Annotated in this window: 18 protein-coding genes; 11 read left to right on the plus strand and 7 right to left on the minus strand. The window is 47.4% G+C overall.

Annotated features, from left to right (window positions below):
• Positions 1-33 precede the first annotated feature (33 nt).
• Both uraA and upp read right to left on the minus strand, forming a co-directional pair.
• On the minus strand, positions 34-1305 hold the full coding sequence (gene uraA, locus JK216_RS15580) for a uracil permease (protein WP_212709264.1): 1272 nt from the start codon (positions 1303-1305) through the stop codon (positions 34-36).
• 195 nt (positions 1306-1500) lie between these two features.
• Positions 1501-2127, minus strand: a complete 627-nt coding sequence (upp, locus tag JK216_RS15585) for a uracil phosphoribosyltransferase (RefSeq protein WP_212709263.1) — start codon at positions 2125-2127, stop codon at positions 1501-1503.
• A gap of 242 nt (positions 2128-2369) precedes the next feature.
• On the opposite strand from upp, the gene purM reads away from it, so the two are divergent.
• The 6 genes from purM to mgtE all read left to right on the plus strand — a co-directional run bounded on the left by purM (position 2370) and on the right by mgtE (position 10069).
• Positions 2370-3410 carry a phosphoribosylformylglycinamidine cyclo-ligase gene (purM, locus tag JK216_RS15590; protein WP_212709262.1) on the plus strand — a complete coding sequence of 347 codons (1041 nt, stop codon included), beginning with the start codon at positions 2370-2372 and terminating at the stop codon, positions 3408-3410.
• Positions 3410-4063, plus strand: a complete 654-nt coding sequence (gene purN / locus JK216_RS15595) for a phosphoribosylglycinamide formyltransferase (protein ID WP_212710914.1) — start codon at positions 3410-3412, stop codon at positions 4061-4063. Before purM ends, purN begins: the two co-directional genes overlap by 1 nt.
• A 159-nt stretch (positions 4064-4222) precedes the next feature.
• Entirely contained in the window at positions 4223-6283 is a 2061-nt protein-coding gene (ppk1, locus tag JK216_RS15600; RefSeq protein ID WP_212709261.1) for a polyphosphate kinase 1, read from the plus strand.
• 5 nt (positions 6284-6288) lie between these two features.
• Complete coding sequence (ppx, locus tag JK216_RS15605; protein WP_212712080.1) at positions 6289-7830, plus strand: exopolyphosphatase; 1542 nt, start codon at positions 6289-6291, stop codon at positions 7828-7830.
• Position 7831: 1 nt separating this feature from the next.
• Entirely contained in the window at positions 7832-8443 is a 612-nt protein-coding gene (gene tehB, locus JK216_RS15610; RefSeq protein ID WP_212709259.1) for a tellurite resistance methyltransferase TehB, read from the plus strand.
• Between the two features lie 198 nt (positions 8444-8641).
• A complete protein-coding gene (mgtE, locus tag JK216_RS15615) occupies positions 8642-10069 on the plus strand; it encodes a magnesium transporter (protein ID WP_212709258.1) in 1428 nt (475 codons plus the stop codon).
• Between the two features lie 38 nt (positions 10070-10107).
• Here mgtE and JK216_RS15620 read toward each other — a convergent pair whose 3' ends face one another.
• A complete protein-coding gene (locus JK216_RS15620) occupies positions 10108-12543 on the minus strand; it encodes a glucose/quinate/shikimate family membrane-bound PQQ-dependent dehydrogenase (RefSeq protein WP_212712081.1) in 2436 nt (811 codons plus the stop codon).
• Between the two features lie 233 nt (positions 12544-12776).
• Here JK216_RS15620 and JK216_RS15625 point away from each other — a divergent pair, with 233 nt between their 5' ends.
• Positions 12777-13136 carry a hypothetical protein gene (locus tag JK216_RS15625; RefSeq protein ID WP_212712082.1) on the plus strand — a complete coding sequence of 120 codons (360 nt, stop codon included), beginning with the start codon at positions 12777-12779 and terminating at the stop codon, positions 13134-13136.
• A 284-nt stretch (positions 13137-13420) separates the two neighbouring features.
• Here JK216_RS15625 and JK216_RS15630 read toward each other — a convergent pair whose 3' ends face one another.
• Positions 13421-14347, minus strand: coding sequence for a glyoxylate/hydroxypyruvate reductase A (locus tag JK216_RS15630; protein ID WP_212709667.1), 927 nt, complete (start codon positions 14345-14347; stop codon positions 13421-13423).
• 173 nt (positions 14348-14520) lie between these two features.
• Here JK216_RS15630 and JK216_RS15635 point away from each other — a divergent pair, with 173 nt between their 5' ends.
• On the plus strand, positions 14521-15432 hold the full coding sequence (locus tag JK216_RS15635) for a LysR substrate-binding domain-containing protein (protein ID WP_212712083.1): 912 nt from the start codon (positions 14521-14523) through the stop codon (positions 15430-15432).
• 22 nt (positions 15433-15454) lie between these two features.
• Here the strand turns inward: JK216_RS15635 and JK216_RS15640 are convergent, their stop codons facing one another.
• Complete coding sequence (locus JK216_RS15640) at positions 15455-16654, minus strand: MFS transporter (RefSeq protein WP_212712084.1); 1200 nt, start codon at positions 16652-16654, stop codon at positions 15455-15457.
• A 686-nt stretch (positions 16655-17340) separates the two neighbouring features.
• Between JK216_RS15640 and JK216_RS15645 the strand changes: the two genes are divergently transcribed.
• Both JK216_RS15645 and JK216_RS15650 read left to right on the plus strand, forming a co-directional pair.
• The gene (locus tag JK216_RS15645; RefSeq protein ID WP_212710907.1) at positions 17341-18318 is read left to right on the plus strand and encodes a DUF1852 domain-containing protein; all 978 of its coding nucleotides are present in this window, start codon (positions 17341-17343) and stop codon (positions 18316-18318) included.
• A gap of 27 nt (positions 18319-18345) precedes the next feature.
• Positions 18346-19371 (plus strand): methionine synthase, encoded by a 1026-nt coding sequence (locus tag JK216_RS15650; protein WP_212709663.1) that lies wholly within the window; start codon positions 18346-18348, stop codon positions 19369-19371.
• Between the two features lie 276 nt (positions 19372-19647).
• Here the strand turns inward: JK216_RS15650 and JK216_RS15655 are convergent, their stop codons facing one another.
• Positions 19648-20733: a linear amide C-N hydrolase gene (locus tag JK216_RS15655; RefSeq protein ID WP_349290170.1), complete on the minus strand. Its 1086-nt coding sequence runs from the start codon at positions 20731-20733 to the stop codon at positions 19648-19650.
• 382 nt (positions 20734-21115) lie between these two features.
• On the opposite strand from JK216_RS15655, the gene JK216_RS15660 reads away from it, so the two are divergent.
• A complete protein-coding gene (locus JK216_RS15660; RefSeq protein ID WP_212709661.1) occupies positions 21116-22042 on the plus strand; it encodes a VirK/YbjX family protein in 927 nt (308 codons plus the stop codon).
• A 58-nt stretch (positions 22043-22100) separates the two neighbouring features.
• Here the strand turns inward: JK216_RS15660 and JK216_RS15665 are convergent, their stop codons facing one another.
• The gene (locus JK216_RS15665; RefSeq protein ID WP_212709660.1) at positions 22101-22793 is read right to left on the minus strand and encodes a lipopolysaccharide core heptose(II) kinase RfaY; all 693 of its coding nucleotides are present in this window, start codon (positions 22791-22793) and stop codon (positions 22101-22103) included.
• Between the last annotated feature and the right edge of the window lie 563 nt (positions 22794-23356).

The raw sequence follows: 23356 nt of genomic DNA on the forward strand, positions 1-23356 counted from the left end.
CAACCCGCGGTTGCCTGCTTTATATGTCGTCCCTTACTCTGCGTTGTCATATTCCTCAGGTTCCGGACGTACCAGACTGATAATATGAAAGAGGATACTTAATATCACACCGACCACCGTCGCCAGAGCCATGCCTTTAAGTTCCACCGCTCCCAGCTGAATTTTGGCCCCGCTGACGCCAATAATCAGGATAATCGCAGTCAGCATCAGGTTTTGTGGTTTACTGTAATCCACTTTGGAATCAATCAGTACGCGGATCCCGGAAGCAGCAATCACCCCGTATAACAGTAAAGAGACTCCGCCCATTACCGGAACAGGGATCGCCTGAATAACCGCGGCCAGCTTACCGATACAGGACAGAAAAATAGCAATTACTGCCGCTCCGCCAATTACCCAGGTACTGTAAACGCGGGTGATCGCCATCACTCCGATATTCTCACCATAGGTGGTGTTCGGGGTGGAGCCGAAAAAGCCTGAAATTACGGTAGACAGGCCATTGGCAAACATTGAGCGATGTAATCCCGGATCTTTAATCAGATCACGTTTAACAATATTTGCGGTAACCACCAGATGGCCCACATGTTCAGCGATCACCACCAGCGCTGCAGGCAGGATGGTCAGCATTGCCGCCCACTCAAAACGCGGCTTATAAAAAACCGGTAACGCAAACCAGTGTGCCTGTTCAACGCCGGTCCAGTTAACCATCCCCATAAAAGAAGCCAGCATATAACCGAAAACGACCCCGATCAGGATCGGAATGATGGCAAGAAATCCGCGGAATAACACTGAACCAAAGACGGTAACCCCCAGGGTTACCAGTGAAACAGTCACGGTCTTACTGTCAATCGTGGCCCCCTCAGCCGGCAGTAACCCGGCCATTCCGGCGGCGATACTGGCCAGTTCCAGGCCGATAATCGCCACTATCGCGCCCATCGCTGCCGGAGGAAACATAATATTAAGCCAGCCAGTACCGGCTTTTTTGACCAGCAGCCCGACCAGGCAGAACAGAACTCCGCATAAAATAAATCCCCCCAATGCAACGTTATATCCCTGGGGTAACAGCAACAAAACCGGCGAAATAAAAGCAAAACTGGAACCGAGATAGGCGGGGATTTTTCCTTTACAAATAAACAGGTACAGTAATGTCCCCAGGCCATTAAATAACAGGATGGTGGCCGGATTCACATGAAACAAAATCGGTACCAGTACAGTGGCACCAAACATCGCAAATAAATGCTGTAAACTGAGCGGAATGGTCTGGAGTAACGACGGTCTTTCGTCAACCGCAATAGTGCGCCGTATCATTGCTGCTTATCCCCTTTAAAATTGTCCGGACATAAAAAAACCGACACAGAGTCGGTCTGAAAAAAACACAGCTGCCGGTATATACCGACAACAGATAACGGTGACGTTATCTGTTGTGCAGTTTCACTGTTAAAGAGTAATGACTTCATAGGCCAGCGACCAGCCCGCTGAGCATTACCCGATAACAACGACTGATTATTTAGTACCAAAGATTTTATCACCGGCATCACCCAGACCCGGGATAATATAACCCTGTTCATCCAGTCCCTGATCGACAGAGGCAGTGTACAGTTCAACATCCGGATGTACTTTCTCCAGTGCAGCAATCCCTTCCGGGGCCGCGACCAGTACTAAGACTTTTATACTGTTACAACCGGATTTTTTCAGCAGATCAATAGTGGCGATCATCGAGCCGCCGGTTGCCAACATCGGGTCAACCACCAGCGCCATACGTTCATCCATATTCGAAGCAAGCTTCTGAAAATAAGGCACAGGTTCCAGCGTTTTCTCATCACGGTACACGCCTACCACACTGATTCTGGCACTGGGAATATGTTCCAGTACACCATCCATCATTCCCAGACCGGCTCGCAGAATAGGAACAACGGTAATTTTTTTACCTTTGATCTGATCAACTTGCACCGGGCCATTCCAGCCATCAATAGTGACAGTTTCTGTTTCCAGATCGGCGGTTGCTTCATAGGTGAGTAAACTGCCCACTTCTGAAGCCAGTTCACGAAAACGTTTGGTACTGACATCATGCTCACGCATCAGGCCCAGTTTATGTCTGACCAGCGGGTGTCTGACTTCCACGATCTTCATTATTATTCTCCCGGAGTGTGTTGAGCTAAAAAAAAATCGCCGGATTATAGCGCTTTTTCGCTGTGGCTTATACGCCTGTGTATCAATCCGCAGACATTTTTTGTCTCTGCCACCCTGACGGCGTCTGAAGCTCCGGACAGATAATTTCAGGTTAACATCAGACTCGCAAACGTTTGCCTGCACTGATAGAATAGCCGCGCTCTATTTAAACCACCAACCGCAATTCGCGTGGGGACTCCGCAGTGACCGACAAAACCACTCTCAGTTATAAAGATGCCGGTGTTGATATTGATGCTGGTAATGATCTGGTTGATCGTATTAAAGGTGTTGTAAAAAAAACCCGCCGCCCGGAAGTGATGGGTGGACTCGGTGGATTTGGTGCACTCTGTGCCTTACCACAAAAATACCGTGAACCTATTCTGGTTTCAGGCACCGATGGCGTAGGCACCAAGCTGCGTTTAGCAATGGATCTGAAACGCCACGACCATATCGGTGTTGATTTGGTTGCAATGTGTGTGAATGACCTGGTCGTGCAAGGGGCTGAGCCGCTATTTTTCCTGGATTATTATGCCACCGGGAAACTGGATGTCGACACTGCTGCCGCGGTGATCAGTGGTATTGCTGAAGGCTGTTCACAATCAGGGTGTGCCCTGGTCGGCGGGGAAACGGCCGAAATGCCGGGTATGTACCATGGTGAAGATTACGATGTTGCTGGTTTCTGCGTCGGAGTGGTTGAGAAATCAGAAATTATTGATGGCAGTAAAGTCAGTGATGGCGATGTTCTGCTGGCTCTGGGATCCAGCGGTCCGCATTCCAACGGTTATTCACTGATCCGTAAAATTCTGGAAGTCAGCCAGACAGATCCTTCAGTAAAACAGCTGGAAGGTCAGTCTCTGGCCGATCACCTGCTGGCACCGACCCGTATTTACGTCAAAAATATTCTGAACCTGATTGCACAGGTTGATGTACATGCCATTGCTCACCTGACCGGCGGTGGTTTCTGGGAAAATATTCCGCGTGTATTACCGGAAAATACCCGTGCCGTGATTGATGAAAGCAGCTGGCAATGGCCGGCCATTTTCGGCTGGTTACAACAGGCCGGCAATGTCAGTACTCACGAAATGTACCGTACCTTTAACTGCGGTGTGGGGATGATTATTGCCCTGAGTCCGGAGAATGCTGATAAAGCGTTACAGTTACTGCAGGATGCCGGCGAAAAAGCCTGGAAAATCGGGGTCATTGAAGCGGCCACCACCAGCGATGAGCAGGTAGTGATTAAGTGATGAAAAGGCTGGTGATCCTGATTTCCGGCACCGGCACCAATCTGCAGGCAATTATCGATGCCTGCAGATCTGGCCAGCTTGCAGAAGCCGCTGAAATTGTTGCAGTTTTTAGCAATAAGGTGACCGCCAGCGGACTTGATCGGGCGCGGCAGGCCGGGATTCCGGCACATGCCCTGACACCGTCAGATTTTGCTGACCGTCAGCAATTTGATCGGCAGTTGATGAAACTGGTTGACGAATATTCTCCCGACCTGGTAGTGCTGGCAGGTTATATGCGTATCCTGAGTGCGGAATTCGTACAGCATTACGCCGGTCACATGATCAATATTCACCCGTCATTATTGCCAGCCTATCCCGGCCTGCATACCCATCGCCAGGTTCTGGAGAATGGTGATAAACAACACGGGGTTTCGGTACATTTTGTCACGGAACAGCTGGATGGTGGCCCGGTGATATTACAGGCTGTGGTCCCCGTAAATAACGGTGATACCGAACAACAGCTACAGGATAAAATCCGGGTTCAGGAACATGTGATCTACCCGCAAGCCATTCAGTGGTTTCTTGAAAACCGCCTGAGACTAAAAGATGGTCTGGCTTGGCTGGATGGCACTCCTCTGCCTGCCACCGGTATTCGTTCGCCACTGAGCGAATAGCCACTGAAACGCTGCCGGAGTCACAGGCAGCGTTTTTTTCTTAGCGCCCTCCTCCGCCTTTTTTTGTTACTGAGCAGTATTGGACATTTCTGCAATATTCTCGCCATAATGGCATGAGAAACTGAAGCTTTAGTTGTGTCACAGCAATACGGGGTCAGGATGGGTCAGGAAAAGCTGTATATAGAAAAAGAGTTAAGCTGGTTATCATTTAATGAACGGGTGCTACAGGAAGCTGCTGACAAACTCAATCCGCTTATCGAAAGAATGCGTTTTCTTGGTATTTATTCAAGCAACCTTGATGAATTCTATAAAGTCCGTTTTGCCGAGCTGAAACGCCGGATTCTGATTGGTGAAGAACAAGGCTCAGTGACGGTTCCCCGCCATTTAATGAAAAAAATTCAGCAACGGGTTATGCGGGCAGACCAGGAATTCGACCTGCTTTACAACGAACTGTTGCTGGAAATGGCCCGTAACCAGATATTCCTGATCAATGAACGTCAGCTTTCCACCAACCAGCAGGTATGGCTGCGCGACTATTTTGCCCGCAATCTGCGTCCGCACGTTACCCCTATTTTGCTGAACAGCGAAACCGACCTGACACAGTTTCTGAAAGATGATTATACCTATCTGGCAGTAGAGGTTATCCGCGGTGAAGATATCCGCTACGCCCTGCTTGAGATCCCTTCCGATAAAGTGCCGCGTTTTATTAATCTGCCGGCCGAACCGCCACGCAGGAAAAAACCGATGATCCTGCTGGATAATATTCTCAGATATTGTCTGGATGATATTTTTAAAGGTTTCTTCGATTACGACGAACTGAATGCTTACTCCATGAAAATGACCCGCGATGCAGAATATGATCTGGTCACAGAAATGGAATCGAGCCTGCTGGAGCTTATGTCATCCAGCCTGAAACAGCGATTAACCGCCGAGCCGGTACGCTTTGTTTACCAGCGGGATATGCCAGCCCCTATGGTTGAAATGTTGTGTGAAAAACTCTCTGTTTCAAATTATGATTCCATTCTGGCGGGCGGGCGTTATCACAACTTTAAAGATTTTATCCAGTTCCCGAATGCGGGCCAGCGCAATCTGGAAAATAAGCCACTGCCACCGATCCGTCACGCGGGATTCGATAACTACCGCAATGGTTTTGATGCTGTACGCTCCCGGGATATTCTGCTGTATTACCCGTACCATACCTTTGAGCATGTGCTGGAATTTTTACGCCAGGCATCGTTTGACCCTGCGGTTCTTTCAATAAAAATTAATATCTACCGGGTCGCAAAAAATTCCCGGATTATGGATGCCATGATCCACGCAGCACACAACGGAAAAAAAGTGACCGTGGTCGTAGAGTTACAGGCAAGATTCGATGAGGCAGCCAATATCCATTGGGCGAAACGGCTGACAGAGGCCGGTGTGCATGTCATATTTTCGGCGCCGGGGTTAAAAATCCACGCTAAACTGTTTTTAATCTCCCGCCGGGAAGGTGAAGAACTGGTACGCTACGCACATATCGGCACCGGTAACTTCAATGAAAAAACAGCCCGCTTGTATACGGACTACTCATTGTTAACCTCCGATGCGCGTATCACCAACGAAGTCCGCCGGGTATTTAACTTTATTGAAAACCCTTACCGTCCGGTATCTTTTGATTATCTGATGGTATCGCCGCAGAATTCACGACGTATGCTGTATCAGTTAATTGATCAGGAGATAGCCCATGCACAACAGGGAAATCCGGCAGGAATAACGCTTAAAATCAATAACCTGGTAGATAAAGGACTGATTGACCGCTTGTATGCTGCCTCGGGAGCAGGGGTGAAAGTCAACCTGCTGGTCAGGGGAATGTGCTCACTGATTCCGGACTTACCCGGTATCAGCACGAACATCAGAGTGATCAGTATCCTCGACCGTTATCTGGAACATGACAGGGTCTACATTTTTGAAAACAACGGTGATAAAAAAGTCTATCTCTCTTCGGCAGACTGGATGACGCGGAATATTGATTACCGGATTGAAGTTGCTGTTATAATTCTCGACCCGCAAATTAAGCAACGTATTCTTGATATCATCGGTATTTTGTTCAGCGATACGGTGAAAGCAAGGATCATTGATAAAGAGATGAGTAATCGTTATGTGCCACGCGGTAACCGCCGTAAAGTCCGCGGACAACTGGCTATTTACGAGTACATCAGAAACCTGGAACAACCTGAATAATACCTATGCCAACGACGCCAAAAAAAGCAGCTAAACCGCAGGAATTCGCGGCAATCGACCTCGGTTCTAATAGTTTTCATATGGTTATCGCCCGGGTGGTAGACGGTGCTTTGCAGGTTCTTAGTCGCCTGAAGCAGCGGGTCCATCTGGCTGATGCTATTGATGACCGGAATTGTCTGAGTGAAGAAGGGATCCAGCGCGGCCTGTCCTGCCTGGCGCTGTTTGCCGAGCGTTTACAGGGGTTCCGGGCAGAAAATGTTTCAATCGTCGGAACGCATACATTACGGGTTGTCACTAACGCCGAAGAGTTTTTACAACGTGCGGCCGAAATAATACCCTATCCGATAGAAATTATTGCCGGTAACGAAGAAGCCCGGTTAATTTTTATGGGGGTCGAGCACACTCAGCCGGAGAAAGGCCGCAAACTGGTGATCGATATCGGTGGCGGTTCTACCGAACTGGTGATCGGTGAAGATTTTGAACCCCAGCTGGTCGAAAGCCGCCGGATGGGCTGCGTTAGTTTCTCTAATATTTATTTCCCTGGCGGGACTATTTCGGCAGAAAATTTCCGCCGTGCACGGCTGGCATCGGTCCGGAAACTGGAAACCCTTGCCTGGCAGTTTCGCCTGCAGGGATGGAAATATGCTCTTGGTGCCTCAGGAACCATTAAAGCCGCCTGTGAAGTCCTGGCGGCGCTGGGTGAAAAAGAAAAAACGATCACCCCTGACGGACTTGACCGTTTGTACGATGAAGTGATTAAGTTTAAGTCCTTTGATGCGTTAAGCCTGCCCGGATTATCGGAAGAACGTAAAACGGTGTTTGTCCCGGGGCTGGCAATTTTACGCGGTGTTTTTGACTCACTGGGGATCCGCGAGCTGCTCTATTCGGACGGTGCACTGCGTGAAGGGGTATTGTATGAGATGGAGGGGCGCTTCCGCCATCAGGATATCCGCACCCGCACCGCACAAAGTCTGGCGAACCATTACGCGATTGACAGTGAGCAGGCTGACCGTGTATTACAAACCGCCCGGCATCTGCACAGCCAGTGGCAGCAGCAAAACCCGAAACTGGAAAATCCTCAGCTGACCGCATTATTACAGTGGGCAGCAATGTTACACGAAGTCGGCTTATCGATTAATCACAGCGGAATGCAACGCCACTCATCGTATATCCTGCAAAACTCCAATATGCCGGGCTTTAGCCAGTCACAGCAATTACTGCTGGCAACTTTGGTACGTAATCACCGTAAGGGTATCAAGACGGAGGAATTTCCCCGTTTTATGTCTTTTAAAAAGAAGCAGTTTTTACCCTTGATCTTTATCCTGCGTCTGGCCAGCCTGTTAAGTAACCAGCGCCAGGCAACGACACATCCGGCCAGCCTGAAACTGGAGACCGACGACGGACACTGGACGCTGATTTTTCCGACCGGTTTTTTCAGCCAGAATGCACTGGTGCAACTTGATTTGGAACGTGAACAACTCTACTGGCAGGACGTTACCGGCTGGCAACTGAACCTGAAAGAAGAAGACGAAAAGGAGCCGACATAACATGGATAAGCACTCTCTCCGGCCTGATAACTATTATGCAGAGAAGTATCAGCTCTCACTTCCCCATTCCGAGCTGCGGGAAGCACTCCCCCGTTTAACGGTCGGGAAAGCACTGGATATTGGCTGTGGGCGGGGACGTAACAGCTTATACCTTAACGCCCATGGCTTTGATATTACTGGCTGGGATAATAATCCGGCCAGTCTGGCTCATCTGCAACAGATGATCGATCAGGAACAGCTTTCCCATATTCGCTGTGAAAATATCGATGTAAACCACCACCGGTTTAACGGCAGCTTTCAGTTAGTCATCTCGACCGTGGTAATGATGTTCCTGCAGCCTGAGACCATCCCGCAACTGATTGCCGATATGCAGGCATCCACTGCAAAAGAAGGCTTTAACCTGATTGTTGCAGCTATGGATACCACTGATACTCCCTGCCCGCTGGATTTTCCTTTTACCTTTAAATCCGGGGAGTTAAGCCATTATTATCGTAACTGGCATATTCTGAAATATAATGAACACCACGGTGAACTGCATAAAACTGATGCTAATGGTCAGCGTATCCGTATGCGCTTTGCCACCCTGCTGGCTCAGAAAACATCTATCAAATAAGTGACTCTGCCCTGTCTCATTTGCGGCAGCGTTGCGTGCCGGAGGCAGGGATCATTATTATTAGTCCGTCCGGACCTCATCTGCAGCAGCTCATCACTGTTTTCCGTCACTTCCCGGCCCGTCTGTTTATATTTTCGTTTATGATTAATTATATCTTGCGCCGGATTAACCACGCTGGTTTCTAACAGAGGATGTTGTATGCCCGTACCTCATACCCGTACATTGCAGCAAAAACGTCAGAATATTATTACCGGGTTACTGAATAACCCGGCGCTAATCACTGGCCTGTTAAAATACCCGGCAAAGACCTGCCTTACCGATCCACAACTGGGCCCGCTCTGTAAACAACTCACAACTGATCTCGATAATCTGCATGCTGCTGATATTGCAGATATTCTGGAGTCACTTCCCGAGGATGCCCGCCAGGCACTGTGGCAAATGGTCCCGGCTGAACATCGCGGGCGGGTACTGGTTGAAGCGTCGGAAAATGTCTGGGAAAGTCTGACCGAGCCGATGACAGACAAAGATATTCTGCAAGCGATCGCCCCGCTGGATATCGACGACCAGGCATGGCTGGCCCGTTTTCTGCCACGCGACCTGACCGGACGGCTGCTGACTTCGCTGACCCCGAAACAACGCTCCGACTTGCTGAATATCATCAAAAATGACGTTGATGGTGTGGCACGGGTGATGGATTTCAACTTTATCACCGTGCGTAGTGATATCAGACTCGGGGTTGTGCAACGCTTTCTGCGCCGTAAAGGAAAAATTCCTGAGGGTACTGATAAATTATTTATTACTGACAGTGATAACCGGTTACTGGGTGAACTGATGCTGACCGATATTCTGGTCAATGCCCCGGATCGTAAAGTCTGCGATATCATGAATTCCTCACCGGTGACCTTCCGGCTGGAAGATAAGGCTGAAGATGCCGCCAGTGCTTTTGAACGTTATAACCTGATTTCGGCCGCGGTCACTGACCCGAAACAACGGTTGATCGGCCGTATCGCGATTGAAGATATTATCGACCTGGTGAATCAGGAAAATGAGTCCAGCATCCGAAAAATGGGCGGGGTCAGTCAGGAAGAAGATGTTTTTGCCCCGGTCAGTAAAGCGGTAAAGAATCGCTGGGCCTGGCTGGCACTTAATCTGTGTACAGCATTTATTGCGTCAAGGGTGATAGGTCTGTTTGAAGATACCATTGCCCATTTAGTCGCCCTGGCGACGCTGATGCCGATTGTTGCCGGTATCGGCGGTAATACCGGAAATCAGACCATCACCATGATTGTCCGGGCCCTCGCTTTACATCAGGTCGAACCGGGTAACTTTTCATTTCTGTTTCTGCGGGAGCTTGGGGTCGCGTTAATTAACGGGATTTTCTGGGGCGGTATTATGGGGCTGATAACCTGGCTGCTGTATCACAACCTGGCATTGGGCGGAGTGATGATGCTGGCTATGATCCTTAACCTGTTGCTTGCTGCCTGTATGGGGGTATTAATTCCGCTAATAATGACCAAACTGAAGCGGGACCCTGCTATTGGTTCCAGCGTACTGATTACCGCCATGACGGATACCGGCGGTTTTTTTATCTTTCTCGGTCTGGCAACCCTGTTCCTGCTTCATTAATACAATCCGCCCCCTTTCGGGGGGCGGTTGTATTATGATTATTTGTCCAGTGCGTAAGCAATCACATAATCACCGCGGTCCGGAGACTGACGTCCGCCACCCGCAGAAATCAGGATATACTGTTTACCGGTCTTCGGCGAAACATAGCTCATCGGTCCGCCCTGACTGCCGACAGGTAAACGCGCTTTCCATACTTCTTTACCGGTTGAGCTGTCAAAAGCACGCAGGTAGTAATCCTGGGTCCCGGCAATAAATACCAGCCCGCCCTGTGTCGCCAGCGTACCGCCCAGTGTTGGCATACCGACAGGCATTTTTACCCCCATTTTAATGCCGAACGGGCCGGTATCCTGAACCGTACCCACCGGCACCTGCCAGACAATTTTCTGCGTATTCATATCAATAGCACTCAGAGTACCGAACGGTGGTGCCTGACATGGAATACCCAGCGGAGACATAAAGCGGTTTTTATTCACCGAATAAGGTGCACCTTTCATCGGTACGGCGCCCATTCCGGTATTAACAGCCTCACCGCCGGTATTCACCGCAGTCTGTGCCTCAGGGTCGGCTTTGATCAGCTGCTGCCACAGGCCGAGGCGCATATCGTTGACAAAGATGTAGTGGTTCACCGGGTCGACAGACAGACTGCCCCAGTTCATTCCTCCCAGAGAACCAGGGAAGCTCAGCGATTTATCGGTACCTGGTGCGGTATAGAGTCCGTTATAACGCATTGATTTAAAGCTGATACGACATACCAGCTGGTCAAAAGGGGTGGCCCCCCACATATCAGACTCTTTTAATGTCTGCGCACCAATTTGTGGCATCCCGACAGAACGTGGCTGAGTATAGCTGTATTGCTCCCCCGGGATCCCTCCGCCCTGCACTGTGACATTTTCCACTTTGGTCAGTGGTTTTCCTGTCAGACGATCCAGCACATAAATCTGTCCTGCTTTGGTGCCCACAACGACTGCCGGTTTTTCACTGCCATCGCCGGTTTTAAAATCAATCAGGCCCGGTTGCATAGGAACATCAAAATCCCACAGATCATTGCGGACTGTCTGATATACCCATTTTTCTTTACCTGTGGTCGCATCAACAGCAAGCACAGAAGCACCGTATTTATGATCCAGTGCTGTGCGGTTTGCTCCCCAGATATCAACAGAAGAACTGCCCATCGGCATAAATACGGTATTCATCGACGGATCATAAGACATCGGCGCCCATGAATTCGGGGTACTCCTGACATAATGTTCTCCGGTTTTCAGTACTGCATTAGGATCCTTGTTGCCCGCATCAAAGGCCCAGCGCAACGCTCCCGTGATAACGTCATACCCACGGATCACACCACCGGGCATATCCGTACTGACGTTATCAGATACCCGGCCACCGACCACCACAGTCGTACCCGCCAGGGTCGGTGCCGATGTGATCACATATTGCGGATCCGGCGCATGGCCCATCCCGGCTAACAGATTCACTGTACCTTTGTTACCAAAGTCTTCACAGAATTCACCATTGTCAGCGTTCAGCGCAATCAGGCGGTCATCGATAGTATTCATCAGAATACGACGTTCACAGCCTCCGGCATTTACCGTAGCCACCGGAGCCGGTGGCGTACTGCCAGGTACAGTTGGCTGCGGTACCGGCGCGGTCGCATCAAAATAAGCCAGACCACGGCAGCGCATCCAGACAGACGATTTGGCGTTGATATCAGCTTTCCAGATCTGCTTCCCTGTATCCGCATCAACCGCAATCACATTGTTATGGGGAGTACACAGGAAAACACGGTCCCCGATCTGCAAAGGTGTTTGTTGATCTTCTGCACCGTTACCATCAGGACTAAGGGGAATATCCCCGGTGTGGAAAGTCCAGGCAGGTTTCAGTGCTGAAATATTATTCCGGTTAATCTGATCCAGTGCGACAAAGCGGCTGCCACCGGGGGTATTACCGTAGTTGTCCCAGTTTTTCTGCATCCGGTCTTTGGCTACAGGTACCAGCGGCTGTTGCTGGCCAGCAAATGGCACCGGATCATGGGGGACAAACATATAACCAAATGACACCGCAAAGGCCACAACAGACAGCAAGCCTAACAGATAAGCACTTTTCCACTCCGATGCACGGTTTTCATAACGGCGCAAAGGAGGCAGTAATAAGAAAGCAATAATTGCCAGTCCGCCCGGATACATCAGTCGGGAAATTAACGGCCAGAAATTAAGCCCCGCATCGGCAAGCGCCCATAGAATGGTCCCGGCCATGGTCAGAATATAAAGCACTGCCCCGGAAGAACGGCCGCGTAGCAAAAGATAGCCGCTGATCAGCATCAGAATACCCGAGATCAGAAAATACCAGCTTCCCCCCAGTGAGATCAGTTTGATACCGCCATAAATAAAAAAAATGGCGGTCAGTACGAGTATTATCCCAAGTAAAAAACTACCTGTTTTGAGCCATAAAGGCTTTTTTTTTGATGTCGAGGTCATACGTATACACCCTGGTTTTAAGTGAAACCAAATTATACATACTGAAAACAAAAACAGAACATTTGATAAACATTTACACTGGTAATTGCTACTTAAATATGATTTTACAGATAAATATGGCTACATCCTGCTCAGCATAACCGGGGGAATTTGCTACTGGTTTAAAAATATGTGACTTTTCTGTGATATTATCCGGCAAAACTCTTAGCCTGCATAAATTGTGAATACCGAATATGTCACTGTCTATCACTTTGTTCCGTCGCCGGAAGTTTTACCTGCTGCTGATACTGATGATTATTGCCTCCCTCTGGCTGTGGCCGAAAACAGTTCCGCCAGATACCATGCATTATTACCGTTCGTTACTGTGTGCCGTTGCAAGCGGGCCAGAACAGGTCACCGCAGATAACTTTACCCGGGTACTGGAAAAAACCGTTGAAGGTTCTAATTCCGATTATTCATTGCGGAAGTATCACTATAATAGTACGGCAGGAAATGCAGTGGTGAAGGAGTGGAACAGGCTGAGCGCCGATCAGCAGCAACAAGCCAGGACGACCAGTCAGCGCTGTCTGATACTGCTGCAATCCGTACAATAACGTTCCGGGTAGCCGGTTATCAGCAACGGTATTTCTTCTGCCAGGATACCGTTACACCCGCAACCCCTTCCGGTCCCTGATTTTGACGGCCAGGCCCTGCCGCCGGACTTCGGCGATCCGCAGCGCCTGAGGATACCGGTCAAACCGGAATGTAAAATGCCGGACATATCGCCACTATTTTCGTCACGGACCAATCCCCCGGTGGTTACTGGAAAAGCCGGGGTTATAACTGGTTCGGCGATGCCTGAAGGCTTATCCGTTATTACGACAACCGCGGATCACAGTTAATAGCCATTACACATATCCAGCCGCCCGGAGACGCCGGCTCCGGCTAAAATTGCTGTAATCTTTTCACTAATTTGCCTGACCGCAACTGCGGGTAAAGTCGCGGCAGAAATATGCGGAGTTATACGAATTTTATGATGCTGCCAGAAAGGGTGATACGACGGCAGCGGTTCCTGCCCGACAACATCCAGTGTTGCGCCGGCAATTTTTCCACTGTCTAACGCCTGAAGCAGGTCATCATTCACCAGGTGCTCCCCTCTGCCGGCATTAATGATATAAGCACCATCCGGTAACCAGTGAAAATGTGCCGTACACAGGATCCCCCGGGTTGACGGGGTTAATGGTAACAGGCAGACGAGAATCCGGCTGGCTGACAGAAAATCATTTAATCTGCTATCGCCGCTATACAAAGTAATATTGCGGCTGCTATGGGGGGTTCTGCTCCATGCATTTACTCTGAAACCTAATGCATGTATGCGTTCAGCAACCGCCTGTCCCAGAACACCAAAACCTAAGATCCCGACACTGTACTCATTTTTATTGCGTGGCGAACGTACCTGCCAGATCTTTTTTTCAGACTGTACAGCATACTCATCCATTTCACGGTAGTGATGTAATACCGCATGAGAAATATAGTCACTCATCTGTTCAGCCATCCCTGCATCTTCCAGCCGGATCACCGGAATATCCTCAGACAACCTCAATTGACGGATAGCATCAACCCCGGCCCCGGCATTAAATATGGCTTTCAGGGAAATCTGCTGATCCAGCATTTCCTGAGAAGGATTCCAGACGATGGCGAAATCGGCCGGTGGCATATGGGGCTGCCATACCGAAACCTTTGCCCCGGGCAGCTGTTGCTTAAGACAGGTAACCCAGTGGCTGGCAAGAGCGTAATCATCCCCGAACTGACAAATTATATGCATAGTTAAGATTCCCGATTGTATAAATAACCCCCTGTAAACTTGCTTATCATTAACATATCTGGCCGGAGAAGACCGGGAATATTATTACCCGGCAGAAATTATTCTGTATTATTCAGCTATACGGCGTCAGGCATTCAGCCGCTCCTTTATCTCAGGCAGAGACGGATCATTCTATGAGAAATACAGAACATCTGGGCGGAGTTACCGCTTTTGTTACCACCGCACAGTTAGGGAGTTTTACAGCAGCGTCAGAAAGACTCGGGCTGACTAAATCTGCGGTAGGTAAAAGCGTCAGCCGTCTGGAAAACCGCCTCGGTCTCAAGCTTTTCCTGCGAGCCACCCGCCGGTTAAGCCTGACACCGGAAGGTGAACGTTTTCTGCAAAGCTGTCAGAATGCCCTCGACATCCTGCAGCAAGCCGAAGCTGAACTGACCTCACATATTGCCCGGCCTGCCGGACGGTTGCGGGTTGATTTACCGGCAGCATTTGGCAGACAACGTATCCTGCCCCTGTTACTGACAATAATACGCCGTTATCCGGAACTGACATTAACCGTAACCTTCAGTGAAAGGTTTGTTGATCCTATCGAAGAAGGTATTGATCTGGTTATCAGAATAGGAGAACTCGCTGACAGCAGTGGCCTGGTTGCCAGACGACTGACGACCCAAAAACTGGTTATCTGTGCAGCTGCCGATTATCTGGCTCAGTATGGTGAACCTGTGACACCACAGGAGCTGAACAGGCATCACTGCATCACTGGCTTTCGCAGGCATCAGCCTTTATCCTGGTTATTAAAACACCCTGACGGCGAAATAAGCCGCTATACTCCGCCCGCGACCCATGAGTTTGCGGATGGTGACGGAATGCTGTCAGCGGTACTGGCGGGCTGCGGAATATCACAATTACCCTTATGGCTGGTGGGCAGACATCTGAAAAGCGGGGAGTTAAAAGAAGTACTGAACGGATATTCCGGAGGAGAAATACCCGTCAGTATCCTCTGGCCAAAAAACCGCCAGTTATTACCAAAAATACGCTATGTGGCTGATGAGTTGCTTCAGGCAGCAGCCGATGGCTTACTGGACTAATAACCAGTCAGAGCACCGGCTGTTACTGATCACTGGATGAGTCCTGAGCTAATAATAATGCGGTATTTCCGGCGGTATTTCCGGCGCGATTTTTCGCGACAATACTTAAAAAAGCCAGTATCGAAAAAATAATACTGCTTAATACGACTGAATGGGTGCCGAAGCGGGCAATAAACCACCCGCCGGTTAATGAACCAATAGTAATCCCCAGATTAGAAAATGACATATACAGACTGTTAGCGAATTCAGGAGCTTCACTCGCCTCACCCATTAGCCAGGTCTGACTGACAACTAACCCTGAAGAGTGGCAGATACCCCAGAAAACAGTGAGTAAACACATTGCCAGTGGCGAAAAACCCAGCCACCATACCAACAGTAAAACAATACCAAATATCAGAGGGTAGTAATGTGTAGTCTGAATAACATTTTTTTGCAGAAAATGACTGAATATAAAGTTACCTATAAATCCACAGACCCCGAATAAAATCAGCATGGCACTGATATAATTATTATTAATTTTGGTAACCCCGGATAAATAGTCAGAGATATAGCTAAAAGCTGAGAACATTGCCGCAAATATCATAGAAACGGTAATGATTGCCATCCATAGCCTCTTATTGCGTAACACACTGACCCGGGTTCTGAATGACATCTTTTCGCGTGCCGGCATGGAAGGAATAAAGAATAACACCCCGATAAACGCTATAAAACAGGCTGCCGCACCAAAGTAAAATGCCGCCGCCAGAGAAACATTTTCAGCAATCAGAGCACTGAGCGGTACCCCTAACACCAGACCGACAGCAACACCTGCAAAGACTATCGCCGCAGCACCGGCTCTTTTGGCTTCAGGTACAGAATTTGCTGCAACAACCAGAGCCACTGCAAAAAATACAGCATGAGCCAGAGCTGGCAAAATGCGAAATAATAACATCAGGTTAAAAATATCCGTAGTCGTATAAATAAGATTAGAAATAATAAAGACTGCCAGAATGGATAACAGTACCTTCTTTTTATTAAATCCGGAAAGCGACAGGGTAATAAACGGCCCGGTGACTGCAACAACTATTGCATAGATACTGACTAATAAACCTACCCGTACCGGCGTAACATGCAGTTGTGAAACCAGCCCGGGTAATAAGCCGATAACCGCGATTTCAGTGGTAATAACACCAAACACTGCTACTGACAGAGTCAGTAACAGCAGTGTGCTTTTATTGTGCATAAAAACCCTCTGCGAGATATATCGCAAATTAAGAAAATAAAAATAACCGTATCGCACAGTGATGTGCTATGACCTGATGAGGTTGCAAAGATCATCGCGGAATTTAGCTAATGTGGAAATAGCTGCTCGGGCATTACATTGGCGACAAAAATTCTTCAATGACGCGGTTCACCTGCATCAATACAACAATTTTTCTGATATCTGAAAATATGCTTATCATAAGATTTCACCGCAGAAATACGGCCAGTGGTGGTCATCCCGCCAGCTGCGCGAGCGGAGAGGTAATGGTGTCATACGGGACTCAATGTAAGTCGTCCCTGCCCCTGAAAAAGAAGACAAGGCGCTCGTTCAGCGGGCTGATAACCGCAGTGTGCGGCCGGGCGCGGTGTTATTCGCGGGAATTATCGCTATTTCATAGGACTGTTTTGCTTTGCTGTTATAGCCTCTCTTGCCATAATCGACGTTCTGCTGCAATCTGTGGTTTTTCTGTTCCTGCACTTCATCTTGAAAAAAATTCAAGTTCGTTGAAATTAAATCACTTCCCCTCTGCCAGCGAGTCAGGCATAAATTATGCAATATTATTCACTTTTGGTAATGTGAAAACGGCGATGCGGGGTAACGATAATCTCCGGAAAATCAGTCTATAACGCCGGTTTTCATCTCAGGACTCAGGACGCAGGCAGACAATGAATAAAGATTTTACCTATACAATTACAAAAAGTCGTTTCGATGAGAATTATAATCCTTCGGAAAACACCCGTATCACAACCAACTTTGCTAACCTTGCCCGGGGCGATAACCGCCAGCAAAACCTGCGTAATACCATCGTGATGATGAATAACCGCTTTAACTCACTGGCCAGTTGGGATAACCCGCAAGCAGATCGCTATGCCATCGAAATTGACATTATCTCTGTTGAAATGAAAATCGAAGAACAGGGTGAAAGTTTTCCGGTGATTGAGATTCTGAAAACCAATATTCTCGATAAGAAAACCGGTCAGCAGATTGAAGGTATTGCAGGAAATAACTTTTCTTCCTATGTGCGCGACTATGACTTCAGCGTATTGTTGCCGGAGCACAACAAAAACAAATCAGATTTCACCGTTCCTGATAATTACGGTGTTCTGCACGGTAACATTTTTAAAAGCTTCGTGAATTCTGATGCGTACAAAAATCACTTTAAAAAAACACCGGTCATTTGTCTGAGTGTCGCCAGTAAAAGTGTTTATCACCGCATCGGTAACACACATCCGGTACTGGGTGTTGAATACCAGCAGAATAAGCACTCGCTGACTGATGCCTATTTCGAAAAAATGGGCTTACAGGTTCGCTATTTTATGCCTGAAAACAGTGTTGCTCCGCTGGCTTTCTACTTTTCCGGAGATTTGCTCAGTGACTATACAAATCTTGAGCTTATCAGCACCATCAGTACTATGGAGACATTCCAGAAAATCTACCGGCCTGAAATTTACAACGCTAACTCAGCAGCCGGACTGCAGTATCAGCCGAGCCTGAATTATGATGATTATTCATTAACCACGATTGTTTACGACCGTGAAGAGCGCAGCCGGTTAGCCATTGAGCAAGGTAAGTTCACTGAAGAATATTTCATCAAACCGCACAGCACTATTCTTGAGCAATGGTCTGCTGGTTACAAAGCTTAATTGATTAAAAATATAAGGTCACCTGCAATGAAAATTTTATTACCTACATCAACAGCCGGTAGTCTGCCTAAACCTTCATGGCTTGCGCAGCCAGAGAAATTATGGTCACCGTGGAAACTGGACGATGAAATATTAATCGAAGGGAAAAAAGATGCTCTGCGTTTATCCCTTGATGATCAGCTGCGGGCCGGTATTGATATCGTCAGTGATGGCGAACAAACCCGTCAGCACTTCGTGACGACCTTTATCGAACATCTTAGTGGCGTTGATTTCGAGAAACGTGAAGTGGTTAAAATCCGTAACCGCTATGATGCCAGTGTACCAACCGTTGTCAGCGCAGTGGAACGCAGGAAACCGGTGTTCGTTGATGATGCCAGGTACCTGCGTCAGTTAACCAGTCAACCGATTAAATGGGCATTGCCTGGACCGATGACAATGATTGATACCCTGTATGATAACCACTACAAAAGCCGCGAAAAACTGGCATGGGAATTTGCGAAGATCCTGAATCAGGAAGCGCGCGAATTAGAAGCTGCCGGTGTGGATATTATTCAGTTTGATGAGCCGGCCTTTAATGTATTCTTCGATGAAGTTAATGACTGGGGTGTGGCGGCATTAGAGCGGGCTATCGAAGGCCTGAAATGTGAAACTGCGGTTCATATTTGCTATGGCTATGGTATCAAAGCGAATACCGACTGGAAAAAAACCCTCGGCACAGAATGGCGTCAGTATGAGGAAGCATTCCCGAAACTGCAGAAGTCGAATATCGATATTGTTTCACTGGAATGCCAGAACTCTCATGTTCCTATGGACCTGATTGAACTGATCCGCGGTAAAAAAGTTATGGTCGGAGCTATTGATGTCGCGACTAATAGCATTGAAACTCCGGAAGACGTCGCCAATACCTTACGTAAAGCACTGCAATTTGTTGATGCTGATAAACTTTATCCTTCAACTAACTGCGGTATGGCCCCACTGTCCCGCCAGGTCGCTAACGCTAAACTGCATGCATTAAGTGCCGGTGCAGAGATTATCCGCAAAGAACTGGCCTGATAAATAATAAGATGGCTGATATATTTTATCAGCCTTTCCACGCGGGATTTCCCCGCGTTTTTTATTCCTGAGTGAAAACACCTGTAAACGAAAGCTGTATTTCAACAGAAATATCCAGCCCGGACTGACGGAGTAGATCCTTTACCTGGCGACAGTGAGGTTCAGACATCACTTCCGGCCCTGCCTCTGTATGTATTTTCCCTCTGCTACTTTCATTCTGGCCGGAAAACACGATAGCCACAGCAAGACCGGACAATAACAGCCCGGCGCGGTATATTATTCAGGTACGTTGATTTTCTTAAATACCGGTTTGTTGCTGGTTTTATACTCTGCGAGAGAGAATTTCTGATAGTTCATATCGTTATAACCCCGAATAAACATTACGCCGTCAGAAAGATCTGTCAGGCTGGTCCAGACCGTATATTCTGACGACTCAGTACCGGTCGGACCGAACTCTCCGATAGTATCAGTCGTAATATTTTTCACCCGATCGAAATTATTCATGATATGGGCCAGGTTATTCACCGCAGTAGCCGTATTATCTGATTTCGGGGCATAGGTGGTGTAGTAAACTGCGCGGACAAAACGGCCGACTGAAGTATCAGAAGATGGTAACGCAGAGGTCGCAATCCCGCTATCGGGCTGAGCCACTTTAATATTACCCAGCACAGCTGCCGAACGATCTTTATTTGTCAGTTGTGTATAGTTATTAAGGTTTTGCAAATGCCATTTAAAGTCAGGGCCGTTAGTCATCACTCTGGTCGGGTTATCATAAACACGGAATTTCCCGTCATTCGCTTCAACCACAATACTGCCGCCACTTTTGTCATAAAATGCAAAATGGAAAGGAGAAGTGACCCCGCCCAGTTTTTCAAGAACCGGGGACCAGAAGTGCCCGCTGTTAACTGCCTGGCGGACCTGTTCTACCGTTGAAAAATTCGCTAATGCCCATTCGCCGATCGAAGTCACAGGCACAGAGTCCTTATACTCTGTTTTCGGCAGCGGCGTCAGAGTAGCGGACGGTACCATATTAGCGCTGAAAGACAGGCCCGCCGCATTGATACCTTCCATCATATTATGATCATCGCCATCAAAATAAACATCAGAGGTAATGGCTAAAATCGGGTATTTAGCGGTGTAAGCCACACTATTTTGTCCGTCAGGTGCTTTTTTCTGGAACGCAGTACCTGCCGGATAGTAGGTTAACCAGGAGGGTAAATCTTCAGAGAGTTCCAGTGTCCGGCCATGGAATACATCACCTTTTGTGTCAGTAATTGCCAGGCTGGTACAGGCAATCGCTGGCAGGGACGCACTTAACAGGGCCGGAATCAATATATATAAAGAGGATTTAAATTTCATGATATACCTTTTGATGAATAGTCTGCGGAAACAGTGATAATTAAGGATAGTTCACTTTCCGTAAACTGCAGGTAATCGATAGTCCCTCCGTGACCGGATACAGAGCCCGTTTTTACAGGGTGCCCCGCCGGATAGCGGTCATGACGGTACGTCAGACCGCCGGAAGATGTTTGTTTTTTGACATATTTTGATACATGAACTGCCACACTGAACAATTAAAATATGTTAATGTATTCTTAATATAAGTATGCTTCACCTCATTCTCTTTGAAAAGAAAAATCCGCTTACTTTCTGTCGGATAGCGGTGCGTTTTGATTACCGCCATATCTGATATGGGGTGCTGTAAGTTTATTTAAAGCCATTTTATTGCTATATACGGTAGATTATGAGCCCGTTAAAGGTATTGTTTGGTGGGAATTCATCCCATCCTCTGTGGAAAGATAATGTTTTCAGAGCTAAATTTGCCCTGCGTAGTTTGTTCTATCCTGTCTCCACTTTCAGATATATAAAAAAAATTACCAGCCTTGATATTTACCCTCAGGTAATCAGTATTCAGGGGATAATTCTGGCTAAACATCACCGTGTCTATCTGAAAAAAGGAAGCTCAGTTGCAGAACGGGTAAAATATATTACAGATCATTACTCCCTGATTAATTCTATGAGTAATATCAGTCTGAAAAACATCCTTATCAGTCAGTCGGTAGTCAGTATCGCACAGTTTTCCGGCAAACAAGGTGAAGAGTTTACGCTTTACTGCAAACCAGGAAACTTTGATCGGGAAGGCGAAATAACGATTATTATGGATTATCAGGGGCACACTGTTTCACTGATCACCTTCTCGATAGTGAATATCAATAATAAAAGAACTCTGTTTATTGGCGGGCTTCAGGGGCCAAATAATGAAGGCGCCAGTGACCTCATCAGAGAAGCCACCAAGTCAGCCAGCGGGTTGTTTCCTAAACGAATCATGATGGAAGTGATCTCAGTTTTTTCCGGATTACTCTCTGCAGAGTCGGTCTGTGCAGTCAGTGATGATATGCATGTCTTTAAAAGCTCCCGTTATCACCGGAAGAAAGGTAAATTACTATCCAGTTATAATGACTTCTGGCTCTCCCTCGGCGGGACGCTAAAAGATGATAATACCTTCGAACTACCGGTGATAATTGAACGGAAAAAAATCGAAGATATCGCCAGTAAAAAACGCTCTGAATATAAACGACGTTATCAGCTGCTGGATGATATGAAGGACAGTATCCTGACCACAGCCAGCGGTGAAGCTGTTACCGTTTCCCATCAGGCAGTCACTGTGTGACTGAGTACTGTTCTGCCAGTGCGCCACCAATGGCGCACTGGACCGACAGCGATAAATCTCAGACTTTACCGCGGATTTTTCTGGAAAAATATTTAAGGCTGTCTTTTGTTTTTATTAAAGAGTAAATAAGCCCGCCCGACTCTATATCAAGATTATATTTTTTCTTCAGAGCCAGTCGGTCATTAGCCTGACACACTTTAATGCTGCCGCGGCAGGATAAATCAATAACTTTCAGCTTGCCATCAGGCTTGCAGATAAAGTTAGCCGGATGAATATCATTTGAGGCCAGCCCGGCCTGATGAAGAGATAATATTGATGATGCGACTGCTTCATAGTGATCGCTGATATTCTCATCACTGAGTGCATAACCATCAGCATATTCGTAGACACAAAAAGAATCGACACACTGGCCAAACTTTATTTTTTCTGCCACATAATACAAACGAGAAGTAATATCAATTACATCCTGCTTATATCTGTCGATTTTCTTAATCAGTTTGAGATTAAATGATCCTGAAAATAATGCCGATAATTTCTTTTCAAATCGCTGATCAACTTCTCTGTCACGTTTCAGTATAAATTTCTTAGATTCATGTTCAAAGATCATGACATTACGCAGAGCATTACCACTGGTTAAATACTCTCCCTGAATATCATTATTCATCATCGCGGATATCAGGCGATGAAAGGTTTTACCTTCATCTGAAAAGTAAATACGATAGCCATTATGTTTCAGTTTGTGAACTGACAATGTTATCACCTTAAGGAAAAATTAAGGTTAACGGTATACTACTTTCTTTTCATTATCAATTTATTCTAATTATTGCCCTCTGACCGGTTAACGGAGATATTTCAACCCGTTTTGATTAAAAATCAGTGAAAAAAGCAGATTATGCCGACAAAAAAACTGATTTTCACTGAGGTGATCTATAGAAATTTAAACCATAAATAGCTCTATCTGCTAATTTAACCAGACCCGGCCTGTAATTGTAGTTATTTTTTAATCAATCCAGTTCAAAAAATACCTTATATAATAAACATTAATTAACATTATTAAATAATCTGACATTTATGGTTTTTGCCGCCCCGCAGGAGGCGACAAGGCAAAGGGCGCAAAGGCCCTCTGCACTCCGGGCCTGTGCGGCAGACCGTTCCGCCGCTGCGCGGTACCTTCATTCATTCCCGGCCGGGGCTGTGGTGTAACGCTTGCGCTGATATGCAATATGTAAACCCGGCGGGGTTCTGTTCGCCATTACGTAAAGTCATTTTTTACTGCCCCGCTGCGGGCGACCAGGCAAAGGGCGCAATGGCCGC

Origin of the sequence: Tatumella sp. JGM94, from assembly GCF_018257595.1 — a bacterium.
GTDB classification, from domain to species: Bacteria; Pseudomonadota; Gammaproteobacteria; order Enterobacterales; family Enterobacteriaceae; genus Tatumella; species Tatumella punctata.